The organism is Cytobacillus massiliigabonensis (assembly GCF_900199725.1).
Classification (GTDB): domain Bacteria; phylum Bacillota; class Bacilli; order Bacillales; family Cytobacillaceae; genus Cytobacillus; species Cytobacillus massiliigabonensis.
This window is the reverse complement of sequence record NZ_LT904903.1, coordinates 227,548-251,680: the sequence shown is the minus strand read 5'-3', so window position 1 is coordinate 251,680 and position 24,133 is coordinate 227,548. Positions and strand designations below refer to the sequence as shown.

The following is a 24,133-nucleotide window of genomic DNA, read 5'->3' as shown; positions in this document are numbered from 1 at the left end:
TTATTATATTACAATTATTTTAAGAAATAATCAATAGCAAAATGAAAATTTATTCGTTATTTATATAAATATGAGATAGAGAAATAGAATTCTTTATTTATTAATGAAGAAATTAATAAATAATGAAAAGATGCCACTATTAAATAAAGATTCAGTGACACCTTTTTCCAAAAAGAGGAAAACTTAAATCTGCCTTAAAGGAATAAATTCCTTTCTATTTACATACAGATAGGCGGCTGCAATAATCAGAATACCCCCTGCAGTACAAAAGGCTGCTTGAACATGCACCATCTCAGCAATCCATCCAAATAATAATGTCGACAAACCAAATCCTAATGATACAACTACATTTTGTACACTATACAATTTCGGCAATAATTCCGCTGACGATGTTTTTTGCAAATACAGGTTTAAGGTAATTCCCTTTAGTTGTTCTAGCAGTCCGCTTAAAAAGCTTAATAGCAATGCGGCTAGAGCAAAGTTATTAAATCCAAATAAAAGTGTCACTGCTGCCACTCCAAATGAGGTGATGATAAGAAGTTTCCTCACAGACTGAAGGATTATACTCGACCACTTGGAATATAAAACACCAGCAATAAGCAGTCCGATAAAAAATGAAGTATTGATATATCCCCACCACACTTCACTCACCTGAAGAACATCTGCAACATATACATACATGATCGCCGCAATCCAGACAACATTCGCAATAGATTCAAGTGTAACGATTATAAAAATTGAGCGGAACAAGTGATTTTGCTAAATGCTTTTCCAGCCTTCTAGTATTTCATCTAGCTTGCCACGTGCCTGTTCTTTCTTTTCAAAACGAATTGGGTCTCTGATTTGTGCCATCATTATCGTCGAGATGAAATATAAAAGGACGGTAAGCCAAATTAGCAAAGAACCGCTAAGAAAATTAACTGCAATTCCACCAATTGCCCAACCCGCTAATTGAATAGATTCATATAAAACGGCTACAAAGCTATTTGCCTTCGCAAGCTCCTCTTCTTCAACTAGCCTCGGGAGCATTGCATTCATTGCTGGCATCGCCCACCCATCAAAAAAAGCAATGAAAAATATTGCTGTCAAAATGAACACTAGTATTATATCCAGCTTAAGTAGAAGCAGAAGACACAAAACAAACAATATAGCTGTTTTAATAACTTGGGAACGATACAGCAAGACTACAAGCGGAATACGATTCATTAATATCGGCGCATAAAAACTGCTAATGAATCGTCCAAGCATATTCAAGAATGGCAATAAAGTTAAATAAAAAGCAGAACCAGTTACCTCATAGAGTACTGTAATGAAAGCAACAATATATAAAACATCACCAAAGTTCGCAATTGATTGACCAATCCAAAGTTTTCTGAATGATATACTTTTCATTTTCACACCTCTTTAACATTGAATAAACAATAATTAAAAAGGTCATTTTACAATGGACTTCACTCCCTATCATTTTATAGTTCTACCTAGCTATAAAAAGTAGATCAAAGTTCTTTAAACTGGATTGGTCTTAACTCTGAAATAGGCTTTCTATAATTCTTATCAATAACTATATAAGTAATTGTTAATGTCATTAGAATAAGGACAGAAAGCAATGCAAACTCACTGCCAATATATTCTGATATGAGACCCGCTATACCTGTACCGATGAGTGAAGCAAGACTCGATATCAAATAACGTGTACTATTTACTCTAGCTAAATAATCATCCGATGTAATCGCCTGTATTAGACTACTGTGAACAACAAAGGCCATTGATAAACCACCGTCGAATAGCATTACCGCTATTAATGCTGCAGCAAAGCTATGGGCAGCGATTAATAGACCAATCCCCATTGATGAAATGACTAGTGTAGCAGCGAATAAAATTTGCCAATTCCAGTGAGAAATTCTCGGTAAAATAAACACACCAATGAGGTTGCCAATTCCCGCTCCTGTCAGTAAGAACCCTACTTCTAATATCGTTAAATCTAGTCGCTGCTGCGAATGAATAATAATGAGTAAGGTAATAAACACAGTTGTAAAATTCAATGTAAATTGACTTATAGTCATTAATCGCTGCATCGGGTGACAAATAATATATTGAAACCCATGCTTCACTTCTTTTATAAACATGCTCCATCTCTTTCTCTTCTTTGCATCACTGTCCTCACGATTGACTGCATTGAATAAAGACGATGGCTTTAATGATATTAGAGAAAGAAATGAGCAAAATATCGCAACTAACTCAAAACTTAGTGTATAGATAATCCCATACTTCGAAAATATTAAACTAGCCAAAACAGGTCCTATGAGCAGACTTATTGCATCTGCTGCTTCTAAATTATTATGTGCACTGACTAAAGATTTTCTTCCAACCATTGACGGAAGCATCGAATTAAATGCAATTCGATAGGAGAGACCAGCACACCCAAGGATAAATAGCATCATTGCAAGTGTATATAACGTCAATAATGAATAGGATGCCAATATAACCATAACGAGCATGGCAAAAAACCGAATACAATCCGATACGGAAGCCACTTTCTTTTTATTTAGTTTTTCAATAAATGTTCCAGCCGGTAACGCAAAACAGAAAGGAGCAATTTGTGTGCATATCGTAACCAAAGCAGTAGTCAATGGTGATTCTGTTTCATGTAAAACAAACCATGGAATCACGAATGCACTAAAGTGATTGCCAACTAGCAATATGAGTTTTCCTACCCATACCTTCATAAAGTTTGAGTTGTTAGGTAATAGAATAGATTTCATGATTTATACCCGCTTTCTATGGATTTTCAGAATTAAGGTATAGATTACAAGGGACTAATCCCTCCTTCATAAATTAGAAACAGTGTAACGCAATACAAACATCCCCATACAATGAATTTTGGATTTTTATCAATTGGTATAAATCATCTATTCAAGTTAAATATTTCAATCTTCTAAATAATCATACATAATCAATTTTAGCTTTGCAAATGTGTTTCATCCTCTAATCCAATTACTTTCCCTTTCATTATTTTGCTTTGTTAAAGCTGAATGTTTAGTAACATACTTGTTGATTTCATCTAAAGGCGCAAGACTTCTTGAAAATGCTGTAGCATTTCCTTCGTGCGGTGAGTATTCAAAGATACTATTCAATCTCCTGAGGGAGGCTCACTGCTTATCCTGCGAATAGCAACAGCAAAATATATAACACAGCCAATGATTCAAATTTCAATCAGCTGCTTGCATCATGTAATCTAACAAAGGCTTTACTGCTTCAAGCTTACGTTTGGGATAAATAATATAACTCTGAATCAACGGCGCCTTTACTTTTGATCGATAGTGAAGCGATGTAAGCTCCCCTTGTTGGATGAGGGTATCGGCAATAGCAGATGGCAGCAGACCGATAAAATTATCGCTTCGCAAATAATGAATGTACAATGAGGCATGGTCAATTTGTAAACCAAACACTTGCTTGCCAACACATTCTTCAAACCATAATTTATATCCTGGTCCCCACTCCATATGAATATATGGCAGGGTGGTTAAAGTGCGTAAATCAATTTCTTCAGTAAAATTGTTATCTGCTCTGGCAACCAGCTTAATCTCCTCACTTTTAAAGTTTACTACCTCTATTTCCGGATGGGATGGCGGAATATAGACGACGCCAAAATCAATGACACCATCGAGGATTTGCTGCACGATATCCCATGAATGTCCTGTAATAAAACGAAGAGCCATTTTGGGATGCATCGCTTGAAAGTCTTTCATAATTGGAAAAAGCAAATAATCCCATAAAGAATGCAGGCTTCCTACGACTAACGAGCAATCAAATCTTTCCTCCAAGCTCAGCTTTCTCGCCCCTTCATCAACAAGCTCTACTATTCTTGTCGCATAATCCAATAATTCTTTTCCAGCGGCAGTCAGTTGAACTTGACGATTATCCCTTTCAAATAACTTTTTACCGAGTGATTGTTCCAACGCTTTAATTCTCATTGTTACTGTTGATTGCGATACATACATTAAGTCTGCAGATTTCGTAAAGTTTTTTGTCTGTGCAACTGACAAAAATGCTCTCAGCTGTTGAATCTCCATTTCTCTCATCCTTACGATTCGTTTTTATAATTAATATCATTGTAATTATTCGTTATACAAATAGCAAAGCTGTTGATACACTTTATATGAAAGAGCAGCGCTGACTCTGTGCTTTAATTGCTATCCATTCATTTATTTCTAAACTTAGTCAAGCAAAGGCGGGAACCAGATGAAAGCCATTCGATTATTATTAGTTAACTCATTTCTTATGAACGTAAGTTTTTTTGCTTTTATTCCCTTTTTATCTGCTTATATTACGGAAAACTTAGCCCTTTCCGCTGGAATCGCCGGAGTTGTCCTTATGCTCCGCCAATTAACACAGCAAGGAACGTCCTTTCTCTCAGGAATACTAGGCGATCGCTTTGATTATCGGCTGTTGATTAGTATTGGGATGATCTTGCGTGGAGCAGGTTTTCTGATGTTCGCCTTTTGTACAGCACCATTTGAGTTAATTGCTGCAGCCATTATTACCGGTATCGGCGGTTCATTATTTGAACCAACAAGTAAAGCTGCGCTAACAATCTTTACTCCCCCAATAAAGCGAGGCGACATCTTTTCTCTTGATAAAATCGTACGTCACTCGGGAATCATATGCGCTGGTATATTAGGGGGACTCTTATTGCAGCTGGACTTTTTCTATTCTTCTCTCGTTTGCGGGGGCATTTTTATCATCAGCGGAATCCTTACCTTTCTATATCTTCCGAATGAAAAGGTCGATGTTCCAAAGCAGTCTTTTGCTGATTCTTGGAGGAAAGTTAAGTCAGATCGCTTATTTATCTTCTTTACTGTTAGCATGACGGGATTTTGGTTCATGTTCATGCAATTATATTTAACTATTCCATTACATGCTGCAAAAGTATTCAACCATTCATCATTTGTCTCAAGTTTATTTATTGTGTATGGAATCATCGTTGTATTCCTTCAATATCCGCTGCAAAAATGGACAAAGAGATTTCAGAGGCTATCAGTTATTAAAGTAGGAATGAGCATCATGGGAGCAGGGATATTATTAGTCGGAATATCTGATAACTTTCTGCTATTTTGGATAGGATTTTGCACATATGCGATTGGAATCATGCTCGTAGAACCAACCTCTTATGAGTACACAGCGGATATAGCGCCCCCTCAGTTTTCGGCCAGCTATTTTGGTTTTTCATTACTCGCAATGGCTATTGGGGGAGGCATTAGCCAAGGTGCCGGCGGGTGGATGTTTGAGCATATGCCGCAAATAAACTGGATAATCGGGGCGTTAGCAGGCACTTTCTCTGCTTTATGTATACACTTGCTGCAATGGAGGAGGAGTAAACACATTTCATTAAATGAGATAAGCAGATAATAGAAGATAACTAACAGAAGACGAACAGCACTCAGTACTGTTCGTCTTTTTTATATATTAACCTTTAATTCCATAACAACACCGAAAACAGGTCCACTGTCATCCACTTCACCATTTAAATAAAATCCAAACGATTCATATAATTTTTGAGCAGGTTTATTATCAGGATGCAGACTCAGATAAATTTTTTGACAATCGTATTGCTGCTGAATATATTCTAGCAAAAGAGGCAAAAATTGTTTAGCATACCCTTTTCCTTGGAAACGGTAATCTATCATAAAACGATCCAGCCAAGCACTTCGATTTGCATCAGATGGCCATCCATACATCGCATAACCAACAAGTATTTCACCATCATATAAGCCAACTGATACTCCATTATTTTCGAATTTCGATTCCGCTAACGAATAAGCATTGCTTTCAATAAATTGGGTTTGTTGTTCAGATACGGATAAGCCAGCCACTAAACGCCAATTCTCTTCTGTTACTTCACGAATGTGAAGAGACATAATTCCATCTCACTTTCTTTTTTCATAGACTGTTAAGTTTACTTTATCTATATTAGCTTATCCATCGAAATACTCCTGCTAATAAGCAGCTGCTTTTTCTAAATTCTTTCTCTTTTTTGGTGCATAGCTAATCCCCACAAACACAAGAAGGATCCCTATTAACTGGAAAATATCCGGACGATAATCCAAAATAAGTACATCTAATAAGATGGCAACAATCGGATCAATGAAAACTAAAATTGCAATTGTGTGCGCCTTTAGCTCACGTAAACCGCTGAAAAATAGGTAGAAGACAAATCCAGTATGAATGAACCCTGTAACAAGAATATAAAGCCAATTTTCAAAGGTAAGATGCTGAAAGTTTGACCATTCCACTAATGGAAACAATAAAATAATACCCAAAGTAGTTTGAATGACTGTTGTCGCGAGTGGGCTAAGGATTTGAATCCCCTTACCTGTAATAGAAGTAAGAGCATAGAAGAATGCTGCCGCAAAAGCCCAAAGAACCCCATTTGATAGGAACTCAGCAATGGATGATTGTTGGTGAATTCCCCCAACTAACAAGGTTCCTAAAAAGCAGATAAAGAAAAACAACAATCCTAAACCGGTTATTTTTTCTTTAAAGATGATAGTGCCTAGAAGAAGAACAATAACAGGTGCTAAATGATAGATAGAAACTGCCACAGTAATAGGCATAACCTCGAATGAACGAAAGAAAAAGACCCAGTTTATGACAAGAAATACACCACAAAGCAGCGCAAGTATATACTCACGGCGTGGAATAGCCGTCTTTATCTGATTTTTTGTTTTTAACGAATGGAATCCCCAGATTATCCCCAGAAGTATACTAGCACAAACACAGCGGACGAAAACTAGCTCAATAGAGGGAAGTCCAGTTTTTATTGAAAATAAACCGATAGAACCGAAAATAGCCATTGAAAGCGAAAATTTAAGTTTTGGATACATATAGTTCCCTCCTCAGGTAGTTAGAACAATAACAACTAAGTTCATTTGATAAAAAAACAGCTTACTCTAAGCTGTTTTTTCCCGTCATTACTTGAATTAAGTCTTCTCGACTTTTCCAAAGCGCTTCTAGCTTATCGGGACCGAGCATATTAATCGTTTCTTCCACCATTATATCGTGCCGAATATATTCAGTTGCAATAAGGACAAGTGCAGGATCTGTTGACTTTACAGCCCATTCAGAACCTCTGTCACTAAATTTCGCAATTAGCGCTTCCTCTTCATCACGAATGACAATCGTTAAATATCCACCCATTCGTTTACTAACAATATCTGGCGCCATATAATTGTGATGATAAGTATGACCTAGCGACTTTTCTTCAGCTCCAAATAAAACTGTAAATATCGGGATGGATCCTTCTTTCTCCCGAATAGCCATTTCAATCTCTTTCACAATCGGTGACCATACGGATAGCCAAATCGCCTTTTTCGAGAGTCGAATCATAGAAATCATTTCTTGTACAATATGCTCATAATGGACAATCCTTGTCACCACATCCACTTTCTGGTCACTTTCAAACATGGTTAGCGATGATTCCAGCCATTCTAAAGATGTATTCATTTCTTCTTTTAGACGAGAAAGCAGTTGTTTCGGCTCAACTGGTTTATAAACAATAGGATCAGAAGGAACTGTTTGGATTGCTCCCTTATCAAGAAGTTTTCCCAGTACTTCATATATCATAGACCTCGGAACGCCAGAACGTTTGCTTAATTCATAACCGGTAACAGCGGGTGATTTCAATAAACCTATGTATGCTTTGCATTCATACTTCGAAAAACCATGTTTTTGCAATTCAATAATTGCTTTGTCCTCCATAAGCCCTCCACAATAGTAGTTATATTAACAACAACTATAGTTGATTTGTAATAAAAAGTCTATAGATAAATCTGAATAGACTGACTTATAAGGCAGCATAAGGATAATAATTCCTTTAATAAATAATAAAACGAGCATGACAATGCCCGTTCTTGATCTTCCTCTATTCATCAATAATATTGCTGGTCTTAGGACGCAAACGGCTGTTTCGCATAGCAGGCAGTAACTTTAGTTCATTTCCTTCGTTCAAAAAGTACCTTTGATATTCAGAAGATTCAACACCGTAGAGGGCTATTTTCCCTGCACGATCAAAATGAAGGCCCCATCCATATTTTTTGGGAAGCATTGAGGCTCTTAAACAAGCTTGGGATTTTTGAAATAGCTCTTCTCTAATCTGATTTCCTCTTGCCTGCAGCTCTTCCTCTGGAATCAATTTATGGCGTATATATACCTCAAAAATAAGATCCTTCTGAGTGTATGTATATGGTTGGCTTGAGAGAAGATCATATTCAATCCGAGATTTGGTTGCACCTCCCTTTCGAAGAGGAGGCACAATTCCTTCCTTTGCCGGACAATCTGGTGAAACGGTTATAAATGTCTGATAGTAATTGATATCTTTCTTATCCAACATCTTCCCTCCTTTTTCAAGGAAATTCTATATTCTTTCTGCCCAATTCTATCTAAATTTACTATTACAAATTGCTATTTGTTTCGCTTTTGCAAAAGAATGCTATATAAAAGCAAAGCACCCAGATTAAAAATCGCAATAATAATTGTCATTGGAACAGCACTTTGTTCACCAGCGACACCTACTAATGGAGAAACAATGGCTCCCCCTATAAACGGCAATAATCCCAGCAGTGCAGAAGCGCTTCCCGCAGACCTTCCTTGACTTTGCATAGATAAAGAAAAGGAAGTTGTCGATACAATCCCAACACTTGCCACAACTAGAAATAACGCAATTGCCATAGCAAATAAAGAAAGATGTAAAAAGGTAACGATAAGCAAAAGCATACTTCCTGCAGCTGCGATAACAATGCCGCTCATTAGTAATTTTACTTCACTAATGGTACTAGCTAAACGCCCTGTGATTTGGGCAAATAGTATAATTCCGATTCCATTCAGCGCAAATAATAAGCTAAATTGCTGTGGTGTTACATTGTAAAGGTTTTGCAGCACAAAGGGAGAGCCCGCAATATATGCAAACATGCTTGTTGAAATAAAGGCTTGCGTCAGCGCAAATCCTATAAACACGCGATCCTTAATAAGATTGCGGAACGTCTTTAGTGTAGCCAGCATACTGCCCTCTGACCTTTTCTCTTCAGGCAATGTTTCTGGAAGAAAAAGTGCAACAACAATAAACATCAATAATCCGATAATTCCTAGAATAATAAACACGGTTTGCCAACTAGCAAACTGCAAAATAACCCCACCCGAAATAGGTGCAAGAATCGGTGCCGCACCGTTAACGAGTGCTAAGAGTGAAACAAACTTCGTTAAATCTTTGCCCGTATATTGATCTCGTGCGGTTGCCCGAGCAATGACAATTCCTGCGGCACCAGTCAGACCTTGAATAAAACGGAGCGAAACAAGGATCCATACATTTGGACTAAAAGCGCACAAAATAGACGAAACCGAATAAATGATTAAAGTCAGTACAAGCGGTCTCCGCCTCCCCTGTATATCACTTAACGGTCCAAAAAATAATTGCCCTAAGGCCAGCCCTAATAAACAAAAGGTTAAACTCAATTGTGCAAGAGAAGCTGTTGTATGCAAATCATCAGCCACAATGGGCAAGGATGGCAAATACATATCTAGCGATAATGGACCAAAGGCTGTTAAGGAGCCCAATATAAGGACCATCCATACTTTCGCTAATGGTTTCTTGACCTGGATTTGTTGTAGAGAATTCATAATTGCTAATAAGTCCTTCCTTCTTGGGATTCAACAATTTTAAGCAGTTCCATTAAATCATTAATAACAAAATCTGCTTCAGCATGTCCCCAGTACATGTCTTTTTTCCATACTGCTGACATTCCTATATTTTTAGATCCCAGCACATCATTTTCTGGATGGTCACCCACATACATACTTTCATAGGCTGCTGCATCCAATTTACTTATAGCCTTCTTAAATATTTCAGGATTTGGCTTTTTTATTCCTTCCCTTTCAGAAATGAGAATGGCATCAAAATAGCTTTCTATCCCTAAAGCCTTAATATTATCCATTTGAAATTTTCCTTTTCCATTCGTAATGATTCCTAAGCGAATGGATCTTTCTTTTAAGCTTTCTAATATGTTTAGGAGATTAGAAAAGGGAACACAGCAGCTGCTAAATTCATTTATATAGTCCTGATGTAAGCTCTCCTGGGATATTCCGCTAATATTAAATTCACCGATCAATTGCTGATATACCAAATCCTTTCCAACATATCCTCGCTGATCTAATTCTATAAATCTTGAAGTATACTTCTCAATTTGAATATGTCCTAAATATTGATATAACCGCTTGTATTGTTCATCTAAAAAATTTTTTAACGATGCATCCCGATTTAACAACGTACCATCTAAATCAAATACAACCGCTTTAATCATTTCCGTTCCCGCTTTCATTAGATTTCAAATAGTAATTGTTTTATAATTGAAACTTTTCTTTAATGATATGGGCAGCTTCTGCTGAACTAATGGATGTATTATTTATTTTTATATAATTTTCTCTTGTCATTTCTCCCTCGACTGAATTTAACCGGTGCTTTTCCATCGTAGAGATTAAATCTCGTTCAGACCACTCTATGTCTCTCTTTGAAGGTTTATGCTCCAGTCTATTAAAACTTTTGTTCCGCTCCAATCTTTCTTCCATTTCAGCTTCAAGTTCTACAAAGTAAACAGTTCCGCCATTAGATTCAAAAAGTTTACAGACTTTATCGATATAATCCCAATCCGATTGCAGATCAAACGCCCAAACATAGGTGAAAATTAGTCCGTATAAATTGCTCTTGGATACTTCTTCAAATATTTCTTGGCGAAATAAGCTTACTAATCGATTCCCTTCTTTCGTTCCATATGAAAAAAATTGATTAACTAATTCAATCGTCATATGGTTATGAAACAGTTTCATATCAGTCATTTTTTCTAATTCTTGTCCAACAGTCATTTTCCCAACTGCCTGCGGACCGAAAATCAGCACAAATTTCATAATAGCCTCCATGTTTTACTTTTTAATAAACGAAAGAAGACCGCCTTTCGACAGCCTTAGATTCTATCCCATTTATATTACTTTGACGTATACACAAGTATCTCTTAATTCATTCGTTTCAGCAGATAATCCTTCGTTCCTTAGAATGCCTTCCAATACAAAGCCCAATCTTTCCGGAATTGCACGGCTTTTTATGTTTGTTGATTCACAGCGTATTTCTATTCTTCGAGCCTTTAGCTCATTTACCGCAAAGTCTGTAATGCCTTGAACAGCCTCTGTCATATATCCTTTGCCGCTATGTCTTGTATCAATCCAGTAGCCGATTTCAAACTTGGGTATCGACCAATCGATTTTATGCAAGCCAGAGGAAGCGATAAATTCTCCTGTTTCTTTTAAGAAAACCAGCAATCTTAAGTCAACTCTTTTTAAAAAGTTAATATATGATTCTCTAATATTGACTTCTACATCGGTTTCCGACTGTTCTTTCTGCGCAAACGGCATCCATGGCTTCAGCTCAGTTATTGAAGCTTTAATAGATTCATAGACTGTCTTTCCATCTCCTGGTCTTGGCGTCCGAATGATTAATCTGTCTGTTTCAAATTCATCTGGAAAATCAAATAGTAATGGATTCATAGACCTCATCCTTTTAGCATTTTATATAGTTATAACGAATTCACTCTGATCGCACAAGCAATTTCATAAAAATTATAAATATTTGGAACGAATTGCAGCAATTTTGTCGAAAAATCGATATATCCTTAATTTCGTAGATATGTGAGTCATTATCGTAGATATATTCTAAATTTCGTAGATAAATAGTCAATTTTCGCAGATAAATCATGATGTGCACAATGATTCTCTATACACATTTCATTACCGTATCCCCAAATGCGCGAATATCTGCTAAATAATCGTACCCAGGAGGGGAACCAAAGCTATTAAACATGCGAACCGCAACGATATTGCGCTTAGGAATTACCAATACCGCTACACTTGTATATCCTAGGATTTGAAAAGAACCCCCTGGCACGAGTTCCCCTATTTCCGTCTTCTTCGCAGGCAGATCCTTTACAAACCATAAAAATCCGTTTTGAGGAAGATCCATATTTATTAAGCCAGGACTTTGCAGAGAGGTAGCCAGCTGAATGATCTCCTTTGCCACGACTTGCTTTCCATCAATACGTCCTTGCTTTAAATGAAGATATCCCCAGTAAGCAAGCTCTCTTGTGGATACATACATGTTTTTTTTATTTCCATCCGTCCCTTTATCAAGAGACCAAAACTTGTTATCTCTGTCTCTGATCACTTCCGCTAATTTCTCATTTTGGTCATCATACCAGCCCGTTTCATTAAATCCTAAAGGATTAAAAACTTGTTCTTTAAGGATTTCTGCAATAGTTTTTCCAGTGGCACAGCGGATCAGCTGAGTCAAAATTTCTATGCTTATATCACGGTATGCCCAGCTCTGCCCCGGCGGAAATTCCCGAATGATTATCCCTTCAAGTGTCTGTAATCCATGGCTATGTGTTAGCAGGTGCCTAATCGTCGTTATAGCGAAAAGTTCAGTATTTACATTAGGCAGATATTTCGTTACTTCATCATCAATTGAATCGATGTAACCATTATGTATCGCGTATGCAGCTGCAAAACCGATATAACTTTTTCGGACAGACGCTACATGAAATTGGGAATCCTCTTGAATCGGGCGTGCATCAGGTGCTTTCGAGTGTTTTCCCCAGTATGCTTCTGTAACAATTTGGTCATTGTGAATAACCATTACACTTGCACCGGAACAATCAACCATGTTAGATGTATTTCTAGCATGTAATTCAACAGACTGGAATTGGTTATTTAATTTCTGTTTCAGCTTCAACCGTCATGTACCTCCTCTATATATGGGTGACTGTTATCTTATTCCAAACAGAGCTCCAGTTCTTTTTCTTCAGCCGCTGCTCGTATATTAACGCAAGCTCTTTCGTTTCTTTGAAAAAAGGAGTAGGATTTACCTCCATCATTAATACATCCTTAATTCCACAAGGTGCTGTCAAGATCAGGTTGTCACTATCATCAAGCTTAACTCCTAGTGCAGTAACTGTTTCAGGAAATTTCGAAATTGCATCAACGGAAGATAGATACGGAGGAAAATGATTAATAACGTGCATTCTCGCTTGGTTCTTTACCGACCAAGGAATAAACGGCAGACGTGAATGAAGCTCTTTTTCAAGCCTCTTTTCCTCCGATTCATCCAGATTCGTCTGATCAAAGTAGATAACATCTATATCTGGTATTCTCGTTCTCTCACTAAAGCCATGAAGCACATCCCAAATTTTTGATCGTACAAACCCGGCGCAAATCCACCAATCAGGCAATTTCAATTCCTTTGCAGTCCGTAAAAGCTCCATCATCCATAGGTCTTCTTCAATTACTGCAATGATATCTTCTTTACTTTTAAGCATCCTGGTAACTCCCTCTTAAAATATATATAACTATTTCGTCTATTCATATGGAAATCCTCTTAACAAGATTCATATGATAAGCGATGACCCAATATAAATAGCTGTTCCCCACATGACGATTGCCGATACTTTATTTAATATCAATAGCAGCCTTCCTGATTTATCCAGCTTCCCTGTAATTCTTCCAGCAACACCTAACCCCATAAACCATGCCCAGGAAACAAGGATGCATATAACAGCAAATGCTGTCTTTTCGTTTCCTGCATACTTTAATGAGCTCGTACCTATTACACCGACTGTATCTAGAATGGCATGTGGATTTAGCAGTGAGACTGACATGGCAAATGCAATTTGCTTTTTCGGAGTGAACGAAACAATCGCTGCTTGTTCATCACTCTCCGGTTTACTTCTCCAAGTAATAAAACCCATATAGATTAAAAACAAAAAACCGGCAGTGAGAAGTATAGCTTTTAACCAAATGTATTCAAGAACAACAACCGACACCCCTAAAACAGCTAGGGAAATTAATAGCGTATCACAAATAGAGGCAGTCAAAATAACTGGCAGTGCCCTTCGAAACTGAGGCTGAACCGCACCTTGATTAAAAACAAATACATTCTGCACACCTAATGGCAAGATTAACCCAAATGCTAAAATAAGCCCATGAAGAATTGCTTCTAACATTTTACTCCTCCTGATAGATAATTTTATCCATACTATAAGAAAAAATTAACATCCTCTTCACCCATTTGGTTATAATTAATAAAAAAGTAAATTTAAAGGATGGTATAGAATTGAACCTGTTAAAAAGATTAATAGAGCAAGCTAAAAACCCAAAGGGAATTACAGGTTCATTTATGTTGAGGATAATGAATTCTGCCCATTCTGGAATGAATAAATGGGCTTTAGAAAAGATAAAGCTGAAAAAAGAAGCAGTCATTTTGGACTTAGGCTGTGGCGGGGGAAGAACAATTCAATTATTGTCCAAAATGAATGCAGAAGGAAAAATATACGGAATTGATTATTCAAATCAAGCAGTAAAAGATTCTATAAGAACAAATAAACAAGATGTAGAATTAGGAAAAGTGAGAATTCAACAAGCAAGCGTCACCAGCATTCCCTTTTCAGAAAATACATTTGATACGATTACAGCTTTTCAAACCCACTACTTCTGGCCGGACATAGAAAGCGCAGCAAAAGAAATTTATAGGGTACTTAAACACGACGGGGAACTCTTAATAATTGCCGAAATATATAAAGTTAATTATCATATGGAAACTTATAAAACAAAAAAGGAAATGGAACAATTGTTAAAAAGAACTGGCTTTAATGCAATAATGTTTTATGAACATGAAAATAAGAAGTGGCTTTGTATTAAAGGAAGCAAAATTAATATGCACAGCAACAATTTATAGAAAAAGGTGAAAAATAGAGCGTAATTTGAGAAAGATTTTTCAAAACACGCTCCTCATCTATTTACCTTTTCATTGCTCTTTTTTATCAACTGCCAAATTCACTCATTCATTTGTAGTTATCCTACTTCCTTCCAATGCTCGGGAGCTTGTAAGGCAGAAGGCAGTTTCGTATGAATATCTCCTCTGGCCGCATTCACTTGAGCTTGAGTAAGAAAAAGACTCCCTGTGAGATTAGCCCCGCTTAAATCAGCATCTCTAAAGTCCGCACCAATTAAGTCTGCATCTCTCATATCAGCATCTCTTAAGTCTGCTGCGATTAACAAAGCTCCCCTTAAATTGGCGCCTCTAAGATCAACCCCTCTTAATTTTGCCGCGATCAGGTCACTTCCCCTGCCTATTTTGCTGTGCTTCTTTTGATTCTTCTTTAAGGTGACTTTTGCTCGTACTAGTTCACTTGTTCGAAGAAGCAATTCATTCACTTTCATCCTGTGGGCTGGTATATCGAGGCTTAAGATAGATTCAGAGTTTAGGTTTGTCAGAAGTTCTGTTTCTTCTACAGCAGTCTGCAATTCTCTATAGATTGATTTGGCTTCTTCCTGACAAAGGGCTTCATTTAAGTAATAAAGCATTTCATGTAGCTGCTGCATGCGCGGTAAAACATCAAACATTTCCTTAGCTAATGCTGGATGATCACGCCAGTCGTTTCCATGATAAGTCACTTGTGACACCTTCTGCCCTGCACCAAAACACTCATAGGATACACAGCCACGAAATCCTTTCTCCCTAAGCTGGTTATGAATCCCACAGCGAAAATCTGCTTGCAGGTTAGGACATGGAGCTCCCCCATCCTTATTAAAAGCAAAATCAGCCGATTTTGCGTAAGGGAGAGCAACACAGCACAAGCCGAAACAATTTTTACAATCTGAACGCAACTCATCGGGAATTGTATTCTTTTTCATAAAAGCACGTACACTTCCTCTCACGTATTAATACAAGCTGCGTATCTCTACATTTTCTGGTAATTTAAAGGGATTTTCTTTATTGATACGATCATAAAACATGATACCGTTTAAATGATCCATTTCATGCTGAACTACGATTGAACCATAGCCTTTCAATTTGTATTCAACTTCTTGCCCATTAATATCATACGCTTTTACCTTGATTCGTTCATATCTAGGTACATACCCCTTCACATCCCGATCTACTGAGAGACACCCTTCCCCTTCAGGTAGATAAATCATATTTACAGAATGACTAACAATCCTTGGGTTAATCATCATGTATTCAGCTTCTTCGTTTCTTTCATTAGTAAAAAGTGCAGCAAACATCCGCTTATCAAGACCGATTTGGTTAGCAGATAATCCGGATCCAGGACGTAATTTATATTTTTTTGCGATTGAAGGCTCCTGACTGTTTTTCAAATATTGAAGCATACATAATAAAGCTTCTCTATCCTCTTCTAAAAGCGGGATGTTCACCTCTTTCGTTTTTACTCGTAATACATCTGTCCCTTCTTGAACTATATCTTTCATTGTAATCATATAATTTGACTGGAACTTACTCATAAATAAACACCTCAGTATTTTTCTTATTTAAAAGATATAATATGAATAAAAAAGATGTCCAGTAAATTGGACATCTTTTTTCCGGCTTAATTTTTTTCAGATCATTTACAATAGCTAAAAAGAAATTAACCTCCCTTCCCGCTCTTATTTTCCTTTATATACAATCTTCCCATCAACTATTGTGTAAACAATAGAAGTTTCAGAAATGATTTTTGGTTCAATCTTTGTAAGGTCCTCTCCAAGAACAACCATATCCGCCTTTTTACCAATTTTAAGGGAACCTAAGTCATTTTCGCGGAATATTTGATAAGCAGCATTCTTTGTGTATGACTGCAGCATTTCCTTTACAGTTAGCGCTTGATCAATGTTACGCACCAAATCAGTATCTTGCTCTTCTGGATATGGGCTGTTTCTTGTAACTCCGGTTTCTATCGCGTTCAATGGGCGGTAATCAGGGGTAGGCGGATAATCGCTGCTGCTAGCAATCGTTACGCCAGCATCCCACATTTCTCGAGTTGGATACATAGCAAGCGCACGTTCCTCCCCTAGCATCGCCTTTTCTGCATCATAGTACTGATCCTTATAAAACCAGAATGGTTGCATTGAGGCAATGACATTCATTTTTGCCATGCGTGAGATTTCGCTATCACGAATTGCACTAATATGAGTAATGGTATGCCGAGAATCCCTTTTTCCGTTAGCATTGGCAGCAAACTCATATGCATCAAGACTCATATTGACAGCCCCATCACCGATCGCATGTATATGCGCCTGTACACCTTCCTTATCAAGCGCAGCGACCATTTCATTAAGTGTGTCAGTCTCCCATGACGTATCTCCATGATGATCATGCCCTTTGTTAGCGCCTGAGCCATAGGGTTCAAGGTAGAGAGCTGTCGCCGCTTCGGTGACACCATCGGCAAATATTTTTGCTGTATTTACCATAATCCAATCTGATTTGTACGTTTCTCGATCAGCCAGTATTTGTTGAACAGCATCCTCCGGCTTCATTCCCGGGTCAATGAATGGCGCACCAGCGACTCGCATTGTTAACTTTCCTTCCTGTCTTATTTCCTCCCACATTTCAACACCGCCAATATTTTGCACACCAGTAATACCGAAGCTGTTTGCTTCTTCCATATACTTTAACATCGCTTCTTTTCTTTGCTCTTTAGTAAGTGGCGGAGCCATATCTAGTACTTTATTGAATAAATCTCCTTCTTCGCGCACAACACCGCGGGGAGTTCCATCTGGATTGCGTACGATCTCGCCACCTTTAGGATTCGGTGTATTTTCTTCAATTCCAGCCAACTCAAACGCCTTAGAGTTAGCCCATACAGCGTGGCGGTCGATAGATACGAGAATGACAGGAATATCTGGAACAATCTCATCTAATTCTTCTTTTGTCGGTCCAAGATTCGTACCATCCGACTGTTCATATGGCCCATATTTCCAGCCGCCGCCAAGGATGATTTCTGCATTAGGGTTTTTCTTCTGAAAATCAGCAACAGCTTTCAAATAGTCTTCATGCGTGTTAAGACTAGTAAGTTCTACTTCAAAAAGTTTAGAGGTCCAAATGCCTGGCGGATGAGTATGCCCATCTATAAAACCAGGTGATACCATCTTGTCTTCCAGATCAATGACCTCCGTGTCGTCTCCTACATACTTTTCTACATCAGAACTGCTTCCTACAAACTGGATTTCTCCATCTTTTACGGCGACCGCTTCAGCAATTGGCTGATCTTCCTCCATGGTGTAAACGATCCCATTTTTTAATACGAGTGTGGCTTGATCATCAGATGCCTCCTCGTTCTTTTTACCTGTAGAATCTGTTTTCTTTTGGGGGGTTACATCTGATTTCTCAGTACAAGCACCTAGCATGAAAACAAACGGAATAAGGATGAAGATCAAAAAAAGCAGCTTGCTGCGCAAAACACTATTCATAAACATTTCACTCCTTATTGTTTTTGGATATTTTAAACATGCCAATATTAGAAAGTAGGGATTTTAAGGTTACATTTCTAACTCTTCAAAGTCGATCTTTGGAGGGTCTTTCTTGAAGAAGCCGGTTGAGAAGATTAAATAAATGATACCAAGGAAAGCCCATATTAATCCTACAATAATTGAAGTTAAATCAAGGCTGCTCCATAAATAGATAATGAAGCCCAGTCCAATTAGGGGACCGATCAAATTTCCAAAGGTAAATCCAATCGTACGCTTTATATTGGATTTAAAATAATCTACAATTACACAGATATTTACAAAGCTAAACGCGGTAAATGCACCGACATTTATAAGGGATGTTGCCATTGTTAAATCTAGAAATAAGGAGGAAAGCGCTAGAAGCCCAATAAATAGAATATTTGGAACGGGTGTATTAAATTTAGAATGAAGATGTCCAAAGAACCGTTTAGGCAAAACCTTATCCCTTCCCATAGCATATAACAGCCTTGATGCACTTACTTGAGATGCTAAGCCGGAAGCAAATACGGAGAATATGGCACCTGCTGTGAATATTGACAAGAAAAGGTTTCCTCCAATGGTAAAGGCAATCTCTGGAGAGGCACCTTCGATATCATTAAACACAGATACATCTGGAAAAAGGGACTGCATAAAGTAAGTAACCAAGAAGAAAAAGATTCCCCCTATTGACGCTACTAAAATAATTGCCCTTGGAATTGTCTTTTTCGGTTCAACCGTCTCCTCTGAAAGTGTAGTAATCGCATCAAATCCGATAAAGGATAAAGCTAGAAGCGCAGCACCTGCAAAAAGACCAGAAATCCCCATACTAGAAGGAAATAATTCACTAAGAGAAATAAAGGATTCTGGACCTTTTATAATTGAACGCACATTAAGGTAAATAAAGATGACCCCAACAATAAACTGGAAAGCGACAAGCAGCATATTTAAAGAAGCCGCCAGCTTAACCCCGAAAATATTTAAAATACTAATGACAAGAATTAACCCTACAATCCAAACCCAATCAGGCACTTCAGGCATGGCAGCAGATAAATAGATTTTGGCCAATAAGGCATTGATCATCGGCAAGGCTAAATATGCAAGAAAAGTGATCCATCCAGCAATTATTCCTAAGTATGGATTCAAAATATTTTTAGTGTATGTGTAAACTGAGCCTGCTGTCGGATATTTCTTTACTAACTTTCCATAGCTTAAAGCAGTAAAAAGGATTGCCGTAAAAACGACAATATATGCTGCCGGCACATGTCCTGAAGACACGTCTGAAGCAATTCCAAAAGTATCAAATACAGCAAATGGAGACATATAAGCAATTCCAATTGCGACAACATGCTTTAATTTCAGCCTTCTCTGAAGCTGATTCGTCTCATCCATATGAACACCCTTTTCCTCTAAGACTTTAAGTTTAAATAATTTCTCTCTTAATTGAATCCGCTTTCAATTTTTAACAGTCTTACCTAACACCCTTCAATTACCCATCCTATTAATTGAGGGTTGTTAGGTAAGGCTTTTTATTCTAAGTTAACCCATACGCTTTTCACTTCTGTGTAATTATTTAAAGCATACGATCCCATCTCGCGGCCGAATCCAGATTCTTTATACCCTCCAAAAGGAGCAGCTGCATTCGTGATGTTATAGCAATTAACCCAGACAGTGCCTGCCTTTAATTTTCTTGAAATCGTATGAGCATTTTTTAGATTTTCCGTCCACAAACCTGCTGCTAATCCGTATGGGCTGCTGTTGGCACGTTGTACAACTTCATCGATACTTTTATATGGCATTGCAGCTACAACTGGACCGAAAATCTCTTCTTTGGCTATGGTCATATCATCTTTTACATCAGCAAATACGGTTGGCTTTACAAAATAGCCTTTGTCAGAGCTCTTCCCGCCGATTAAAAGATTCGCTCCTTCTTTTATCCCCTTTTCAATATAGGAGGTAACAATTTCTAGCTGCCTTTTAGAGACGAGAGGACCCATTTCTGTTGACTCTTCCAATCCATTTCCTAGTTTTACCTTTCCAGCATACTCTACTAATCTATCCATTACCTCGTTATAAAGATGATCTGGTATAAACACTCTTGAGCCTGCACAGCATACTTGACCTTGATTTGCCATAATCCCTGAAAATACACCTGGAATCGCTTTATCCAGATCCGCATCAGGTAAAATTATATTTGGTGATTTGCCTCCAAGCTCCAGCGTGACCCGTTTCATTGTGTTTGCGGCCTCTTTCATAATGGCTTGACCAACAGGGGTTGAACCAGTGAAAGCAATTTTATTGACTTTTGGATGTTTGACTAGCGCATTTCCAGCTATTTTTCCAAAGCCATTAAGAATGTTGATAACTCCTTTAGGAAATCCTGCCTCCTCTATTAACTTAGCTAAATATAAAGCTGATAAAGGGGTTTGTTCCGCAGGCTTTAGGATGATTGTACAACCTGTTGCAAGAGCAGGGGCAATCTTCCATAGAGCCATCATAATTGGAAAATTCCAAGGAATAATCTGTCCAACCACACCAACTGGCTCATGGTGGGTGTAGTTTAAATGGGATGTTGAAATAGGAATCGTCTGACCAGTCATTTTTGTCGTCCAGCCTGCAAAATATCTAAGCTGTTCGATTGCATTAGGAAGATCGCCAGTTAGCATTTCTTTAATTGGCTTGCCATTATCTAATGTATCAAGCTCTGCAAACACCTGTATATCCCGCTCCATTAAATCAGCTAGTTTATGCATGAGTTTCGATCTTTCTGATGAGGAAATGTTTGGCCAAGGCCCCTCTTCAAAAGCGTTTGAAGCAGCTTGGGCAGCTAGATGAACATCCTTCTCTGATGCCGCATATACATCTGCTAGTTTTTCTCCTGTTGCAGGATTAATCGTTTGAAAAGTTTCCCCTTCAACAGATTCAACCCATTCTCCATTTATAAATAATTTTTTTGGCCCTTTTAAAAACTCAACTACTTTTGGGTGTAAATGAACCATGTTCCCTATCAATTAAACTGCCTCCTTTCTACCCTTCAATTTCTCTTAAAGCTTTTTTGAAAAGGCCGCTAAAGAATCATCTACTATATTAATAATTCGTTCTAGCTCATTATCAGTAGTGATAAAAGGCGGTGCAATCGCGATAATATTCATCCCTGGTTCAAAATCAAATGGCCTGATCAATAAGCCCCTTTGATAAGCTTCATCTACAACACTGACTGACGCTTTAACGGATTCATCGAAAGGAATATGTTTATCAGGATCTTTCATTAAATCAAAACCAGCCAATAAACCCTTAACTCTTGACCCTGATACAAATTCATATTTATCTTCTAAATAGCGAAGCCCTTTCTCTAGTTGCCCCCCCAATATTTGGGTTCTGCCAATTAAGCCGTCACGTTCTAATATCTCAATATTTTTCAAGCCTACTGCACAAGCTGTTGGATGCCCGCTGTAAGTGAAACCATGCGCAAGCATGCCATCATATGACGTGAAAGCATCTCTGATTTTTTCTCTCATCACAACACCGCCAAGCTGGATGTATCCGCTAGTGATCCCCTTTGCAATGGACATAAAGTCAGGAACTACATCCCAATGATCTACCCCGAACATTTTGCCTGTACGTCCAAAGCCACAAATAACCTCGTCCGCAATAAGATGGATATCAAACTCATCACATAGTTTTCTAACCGCCTGAAGATACCCATCGGGAGGAATATGAACTCCGCCAGCACCTTGAATTGGTTCCAAAATAACAGCCGCAACCTTATCTTTGCCGAGCTTTTCAATGATGCTTCTAATACACCCCTCATACTCTGGATGATTTTTGTCACCAAGCTCACATTCTGTCAGATGCGCTTTAGCATTTACAATATCAGGGTCAGTTGATCCCGAGAATTCACGGTAAACCTCTATGCCAGTTGCCCTTTGTGCAGCTACTGTTACACCGTGATACCCTCTCTTTAATGAAATAATCGTTCTTTTCTCTGTATATCCTTGTAATTGCCAATAGAACCTCGATAATTTAAATGCAGTATCATTTGATTCTGATCCTCCGGAAGTGAAGAAAACTGTATTTAAATCTCCCGGTGTTAATGAAGCAATTTTTTCAGCCAAGCGAACAGTGGGCTCATTTGCATAGCCATAAAATGCAGAAGCATACGCCACATTTACCATCTGATCGTAAGCAGCCTCTGCCAATTCTTTGTTTCCATGCCCCAAATTGACATTCCAAAGCATGGAAACTCCATCAATATATTTTTTTCCGCTCATATCATGGAGATAAATTCCCTCTCCTCCTGTAAAAATAAGTTTGGGACCAGTTTGCGCCTGTAATTTTGGATTTGTGGATGGGTGAAGAAGATGTTTACGGTCTAATCCAGAAAGTTCAACTGCCAATGATTTGTACTTTTCATTAATAATTGTTTGATTTTGATTCATTTCAATCATGCCCCCAGTAAATATATTTTTATAAAAGTCAGTTTAACTAAATTAGAAGTTATTGGGTCATTGCAAGTTTTAGAATGGTGTACAGAAGGACATTTGCCCCCTTCTCAATATCATCCTCGAGAGTCAATTCTTTTTCATTATGGCTTATCCCGTTAATACTAGGTAAAAAAATCATCCCAGTATCAGCTATTTTACTTATATATTTTGCATCATGTCCGGGGCCGCTAAATAATCTTGTCTTTGAATATCCCAGCAAGTCTGCCGCTTCATTAATAGCATCCATGACACTCGAGGAAAATAGTACGGTATCTGAATGCCAGTCCGTTGAAATGGTAACCTCTACATTATTCATTACGGCAATGGTACTTAACTGCTCTCTTAGTCTATCAATTGCACTCGCTCTAACTTCATCATCCTCATGCCGAACGTCAATCATAAATTCAACTTCACCGGGTATAACATTCGTAATATTCGGTTTGACATTAAGTTTTCCTACTGTTGTTTTTAAACCTTCCATTTCATTTGTTATTTCATAAACTTTCGTGACCATTTTAGCGGAAGGTGCAAGTGCATCTTTGCGGTTTTCCATCGGAGTAGGTCCAGCGTGATTTGTCTCTCCTACTACCTTTACATTCAGCCAGCTTATTCCTTGAATTCCTTCAACAATTCCAATTAACTTGTTCTTATTTTCAAGAACGGGGCCTTGTTCCACATGGAGCTCGATAAAGTTCTTTATATTTCTCAATCTGTGCCTTTCTTCCCCCATGTATTGAATTTTTAATAATGCCTCTTGAAATGAAATGTCTTCATTATCCTTTGCACTATAGATAAAGTCTTTTGTAAATTCTCCTACAACACCACCAGAGCCTAGCATCGGCGGTTCAAAGCGGGCACCTTCTTCATTTGTAAAATTAACAATTTCAATCGGATAATCAGTCTCAATATTATTCTCGTTAAGTGTACGGATTACTTCTAATGCAGTTAAAACACCTAATACTCCATCAAAGCGTCCGCCGCAAGGCTGTGTATCTAAATGTGAGCCGACTGCTACGGCTGGACGATCATTCCACTTCCCTTTTCTTCTTCCGTATATATTTCCAAAGTCATCATATCGAACTTCTAACTTCTCATCTTGCAGCCATTGAACAAATATGTTTCTCATCTCTTTATCTTCTTCTGTTAAAGCTAGCCGATTTAACCCCCCATTATCTAATGTTCCTATGGAAGAGCTTACATTAATAGTATCAAGTAAACGCTTTCTGTTAACTCTAAGTTTCGTTATCTCCATTCACTTACCTCCTCAATCAATATTGATGCAATTTTTATGCCAAAGT

General features: G+C 37.9%; 24 protein-coding genes. 2 read left to right on the top strand and 22 right to left on the bottom strand.

The window, feature by feature from the left end:
* Positions 1-183 precede the first annotated feature (183 nt).
* The 4 genes from C1726_RS07245 to C1726_RS07230 form a co-directional block, all read right to left on the bottom strand.
* Positions 184-750 (bottom strand): MFS transporter, encoded by a 567-nt coding sequence (locus C1726_RS07245; protein WP_102272583.1) that lies wholly within the window; start codon positions 748-750, stop codon positions 184-186.
* A 9-nt stretch (positions 751-759) separates the two neighbouring features.
* A complete protein-coding gene (locus tag C1726_RS07240; protein ID WP_102272582.1) occupies positions 760-1,392 on the bottom strand; it encodes an MFS transporter in 633 nt (210 codons plus the stop codon).
* Between the two features lie 104 nt (positions 1,393-1,496).
* A complete protein-coding gene (locus tag C1726_RS07235; protein ID WP_102272581.1) occupies positions 1,497-2,762 on the bottom strand; it encodes an MFS transporter in 1,266 nt (421 codons plus the stop codon).
* Positions 2,763-3,209: 447 nt separating this feature from the next.
* On the bottom strand, positions 3,210-4,073 hold the full coding sequence (locus C1726_RS07230; RefSeq protein ID WP_180968132.1) for a LysR family transcriptional regulator: 864 nt from the start codon (positions 4,071-4,073) through the stop codon (positions 3,210-3,212).
* A gap of 169 nt (positions 4,074-4,242) precedes the next feature.
* Between C1726_RS07230 and C1726_RS07225 the strand changes: the two genes are divergently transcribed.
* On the top strand, positions 4,243-5,409 hold the full coding sequence (locus C1726_RS07225; protein ID WP_102272579.1) for an MFS transporter: 1,167 nt from the start codon (positions 4,243-4,245) through the stop codon (positions 5,407-5,409).
* Between the two features lie 50 nt (positions 5,410-5,459).
* On the opposite strand, the gene C1726_RS07220 is transcribed toward C1726_RS07225, so the two are convergent.
* The 11 genes from C1726_RS07220 to C1726_RS07170 all read right to left on the bottom strand — a co-directional run bounded on the left by C1726_RS07220 (position 5,460) and on the right by C1726_RS07170 (position 14,093).
* Positions 5,460-5,918: a GNAT family N-acetyltransferase gene (locus C1726_RS07220; protein ID WP_102272578.1), complete on the bottom strand. Its 459-nt coding sequence runs from the start codon at positions 5,916-5,918 to the stop codon at positions 5,460-5,462.
* Between the two features lie 78 nt (positions 5,919-5,996).
* The gene (locus C1726_RS07215; RefSeq protein WP_102272577.1) at positions 5,997-6,884 is read right to left on the bottom strand and encodes a DMT family transporter; all 888 of its coding nucleotides are present in this window, start codon (positions 6,882-6,884) and stop codon (positions 5,997-5,999) included.
* Positions 6,885-6,945: 61 nt separating this feature from the next.
* Positions 6,946-7,758: a TrmB family transcriptional regulator gene (locus C1726_RS07210; protein ID WP_102272576.1), complete on the bottom strand. Its 813-nt coding sequence runs from the start codon at positions 7,756-7,758 to the stop codon at positions 6,946-6,948.
* 163 nt (positions 7,759-7,921) lie between these two features.
* Complete coding sequence (locus C1726_RS07205; protein ID WP_235822727.1) at positions 7,922-8,386, bottom strand: DUF6157 family protein; 465 nt, start codon at positions 8,384-8,386, stop codon at positions 7,922-7,924.
* Between the two features lie 74 nt (positions 8,387-8,460).
* Positions 8,461-9,672, bottom strand: a complete 1,212-nt coding sequence (locus C1726_RS07200) for a multidrug effflux MFS transporter (protein ID WP_102272574.1) — start codon at positions 9,670-9,672, stop codon at positions 8,461-8,463.
* 5 nt (positions 9,673-9,677) lie between these two features.
* Positions 9,678-10,352: an HAD family hydrolase gene (locus C1726_RS07195; RefSeq protein WP_102272573.1), complete on the bottom strand. Its 675-nt coding sequence runs from the start codon at positions 10,350-10,352 to the stop codon at positions 9,678-9,680.
* Positions 10,353-10,392: 40 nt separating this feature from the next.
* Entirely contained in the window at positions 10,393-10,953 is a 561-nt protein-coding gene (locus C1726_RS07190; protein WP_102272572.1) for an AAA family ATPase, read from the bottom strand.
* Between the two features lie 72 nt (positions 10,954-11,025).
* Positions 11,026-11,586, bottom strand: a complete 561-nt coding sequence (locus C1726_RS07185; RefSeq protein WP_102272571.1) for a GNAT family N-acetyltransferase — start codon at positions 11,584-11,586, stop codon at positions 11,026-11,028.
* 226 nt (positions 11,587-11,812) lie between these two features.
* Entirely contained in the window at positions 11,813-12,826 is a 1,014-nt protein-coding gene (locus C1726_RS07180; RefSeq protein WP_102272570.1) for a serine hydrolase domain-containing protein, read from the bottom strand.
* Positions 12,827-12,842: 16 nt separating this feature from the next.
* Positions 12,843-13,409: a nucleotidyltransferase family protein gene (locus tag C1726_RS07175; RefSeq protein ID WP_102272569.1), complete on the bottom strand. Its 567-nt coding sequence runs from the start codon at positions 13,407-13,409 to the stop codon at positions 12,843-12,845.
* Between the two features lie 69 nt (positions 13,410-13,478).
* Complete coding sequence (locus C1726_RS07170) at positions 13,479-14,093, bottom strand: LysE/ArgO family amino acid transporter (RefSeq protein ID WP_102272568.1); 615 nt, start codon at positions 14,091-14,093, stop codon at positions 13,479-13,481.
* Positions 14,094-14,203: 110 nt separating this feature from the next.
* Here C1726_RS07170 and C1726_RS07165 point away from each other — a divergent pair, with 110 nt between their 5' ends.
* On the top strand, positions 14,204-14,824 hold the full coding sequence (locus C1726_RS07165) for a class I SAM-dependent methyltransferase (RefSeq protein WP_102272567.1): 621 nt from the start codon (positions 14,204-14,206) through the stop codon (positions 14,822-14,824).
* 116 nt (positions 14,825-14,940) lie between these two features.
* Here C1726_RS07165 and C1726_RS07160 read toward each other — a convergent pair whose 3' ends face one another.
* The 7 genes from C1726_RS07160 to C1726_RS07130 form a co-directional block, all read right to left on the bottom strand.
* Positions 14,941-15,783 carry a pentapeptide repeat-containing protein gene (locus tag C1726_RS07160; protein ID WP_102272566.1) on the bottom strand — a complete coding sequence of 281 codons (843 nt, stop codon included), beginning with the start codon at positions 15,781-15,783 and terminating at the stop codon, positions 14,941-14,943.
* A gap of 27 nt (positions 15,784-15,810) precedes the next feature.
* Positions 15,811-16,392: a peptide deformylase gene (gene def / locus C1726_RS07155; protein ID WP_102272565.1), complete on the bottom strand. Its 582-nt coding sequence runs from the start codon at positions 16,390-16,392 to the stop codon at positions 15,811-15,813.
* Between the two features lie 144 nt (positions 16,393-16,536).
* Positions 16,537-18,336 (bottom strand): amidohydrolase, encoded by a 1,800-nt coding sequence (locus tag C1726_RS07150; RefSeq protein ID WP_102272564.1) that lies wholly within the window; start codon positions 18,334-18,336, stop codon positions 16,537-16,539.
* Positions 18,337-18,405: 69 nt separating this feature from the next.
* Complete coding sequence (locus C1726_RS07145) at positions 18,406-19,743, bottom strand: APC family permease (protein ID WP_102272563.1); 1,338 nt, start codon at positions 19,741-19,743, stop codon at positions 18,406-18,408.
* A 137-nt stretch (positions 19,744-19,880) separates the two neighbouring features.
* Entirely contained in the window at positions 19,881-21,350 is a 1,470-nt protein-coding gene (locus C1726_RS07140; RefSeq protein ID WP_142385080.1) for an aldehyde dehydrogenase family protein, read from the bottom strand.
* Between the two features lie 45 nt (positions 21,351-21,395).
* Positions 21,396-22,790 (bottom strand): aminotransferase family protein, encoded by a 1,395-nt coding sequence (locus tag C1726_RS07135; RefSeq protein ID WP_102272561.1) that lies wholly within the window; start codon positions 22,788-22,790, stop codon positions 21,396-21,398.
* Positions 22,791-22,848: 58 nt separating this feature from the next.
* Positions 22,849-24,087: a M20 family metallo-hydrolase gene (locus C1726_RS07130; RefSeq protein WP_102272560.1), complete on the bottom strand. Its 1,239-nt coding sequence runs from the start codon at positions 24,085-24,087 to the stop codon at positions 22,849-22,851.
* Between the last annotated feature and the right edge of the window lie 46 nt (positions 24,088-24,133).

Bases quoted from the DNA above. Each gene is read 5' to 3' on its own strand.
- C1726_RS07135 (WP_102272561.1), bottom strand. From the start codon at position 22,790: ATGAATCAAAATCAAACAATTATTAATGAAAAGTACAAATCATTGGCA.
- C1726_RS07175 (WP_102272569.1), bottom strand. From the start codon at position 13,409: ATGCTTAAAAGTAAAGAAGATATCATTGCAGTAATTGAAGAAGACCTA.
- C1726_RS07215 (WP_102272577.1), bottom strand. From the start codon at position 6,884: ATGTATCCAAAACTTAAATTTTCGCTTTCAATGGCTATTTTCGGTTCT.
- C1726_RS07160 (WP_102272566.1), bottom strand. From the start codon at position 15,783: ATGAAAAAGAATACAATTCCCGATGAGTTGCGTTCAGATTGTAAAAAT.
- C1726_RS07145 (WP_102272563.1), bottom strand. From the start codon at position 19,743: ATGGATGAGACGAATCAGCTTCAGAGAAGGCTGAAATTAAAGCATGTT.
- C1726_RS07220 (WP_102272578.1), bottom strand. From the start codon at position 5,918: ATGTCTCTTCACATTCGTGAAGTAACAGAAGAGAATTGGCGTTTAGTG.
- C1726_RS07240 (WP_102272582.1), bottom strand. From the start codon at position 1,392: ATGAAAAGTATATCATTCAGAAAACTTTGGATTGGTCAATCAATTGCG.
- C1726_RS07235 (WP_102272581.1), bottom strand. From the start codon at position 2,762: ATGAAATCTATTCTATTACCTAACAACTCAAACTTTATGAAGGTATGG.
- C1726_RS07190 (WP_102272572.1), bottom strand. From the start codon at position 10,953: ATGAAATTTGTGCTGATTTTCGGTCCGCAGGCAGTTGGGAAAATGACT.
- C1726_RS07225 (WP_102272579.1), top strand. From the start codon at position 4,243: ATGAAAGCCATTCGATTATTATTAGTTAACTCATTTCTTATGAACGTA.
- C1726_RS07170 (WP_102272568.1), bottom strand. From the start codon at position 14,093: ATGTTAGAAGCAATTCTTCATGGGCTTATTTTAGCATTTGGGTTAATC.
- C1726_RS07140 (WP_142385080.1), bottom strand. From the start codon at position 21,350: ATGGTTCATTTACACCCAAAAGTAGTTGAGTTTTTAAAAGGGCCAAAA.
- C1726_RS07195 (WP_102272573.1), bottom strand. From the start codon at position 10,352: ATGATTAAAGCGGTTGTATTTGATTTAGATGGTACGTTGTTAAATCGG.
- C1726_RS07230 (WP_180968132.1), bottom strand. From the start codon at position 4,073: ATGGAGATTCAACAGCTGAGAGCATTTTTGTCAGTTGCACAGACAAAA.
- C1726_RS07185 (WP_102272571.1), bottom strand. From the start codon at position 11,586: ATGAATCCATTACTATTTGATTTTCCAGATGAATTTGAAACAGACAGA.
- C1726_RS07150 (WP_102272564.1), bottom strand. From the start codon at position 18,336: ATGAATAGTGTTTTGCGCAGCAAGCTGCTTTTTTTGATCTTCATCCTT.
- C1726_RS07210 (WP_102272576.1), bottom strand. From the start codon at position 7,758: ATGGAGGACAAAGCAATTATTGAATTGCAAAAACATGGTTTTTCGAAG.
- def (WP_102272565.1), bottom strand. From the start codon at position 16,392: ATGAGTAAGTTCCAGTCAAATTATATGATTACAATGAAAGATATAGTT.
- C1726_RS07200 (WP_102272574.1), bottom strand. From the start codon at position 9,672: ATGAATTCTCTACAACAAATCCAGGTCAAGAAACCATTAGCGAAAGTA.
- C1726_RS07130 (WP_102272560.1), bottom strand. From the start codon at position 24,087: ATGGAGATAACGAAACTTAGAGTTAACAGAAAGCGTTTACTTGATACT.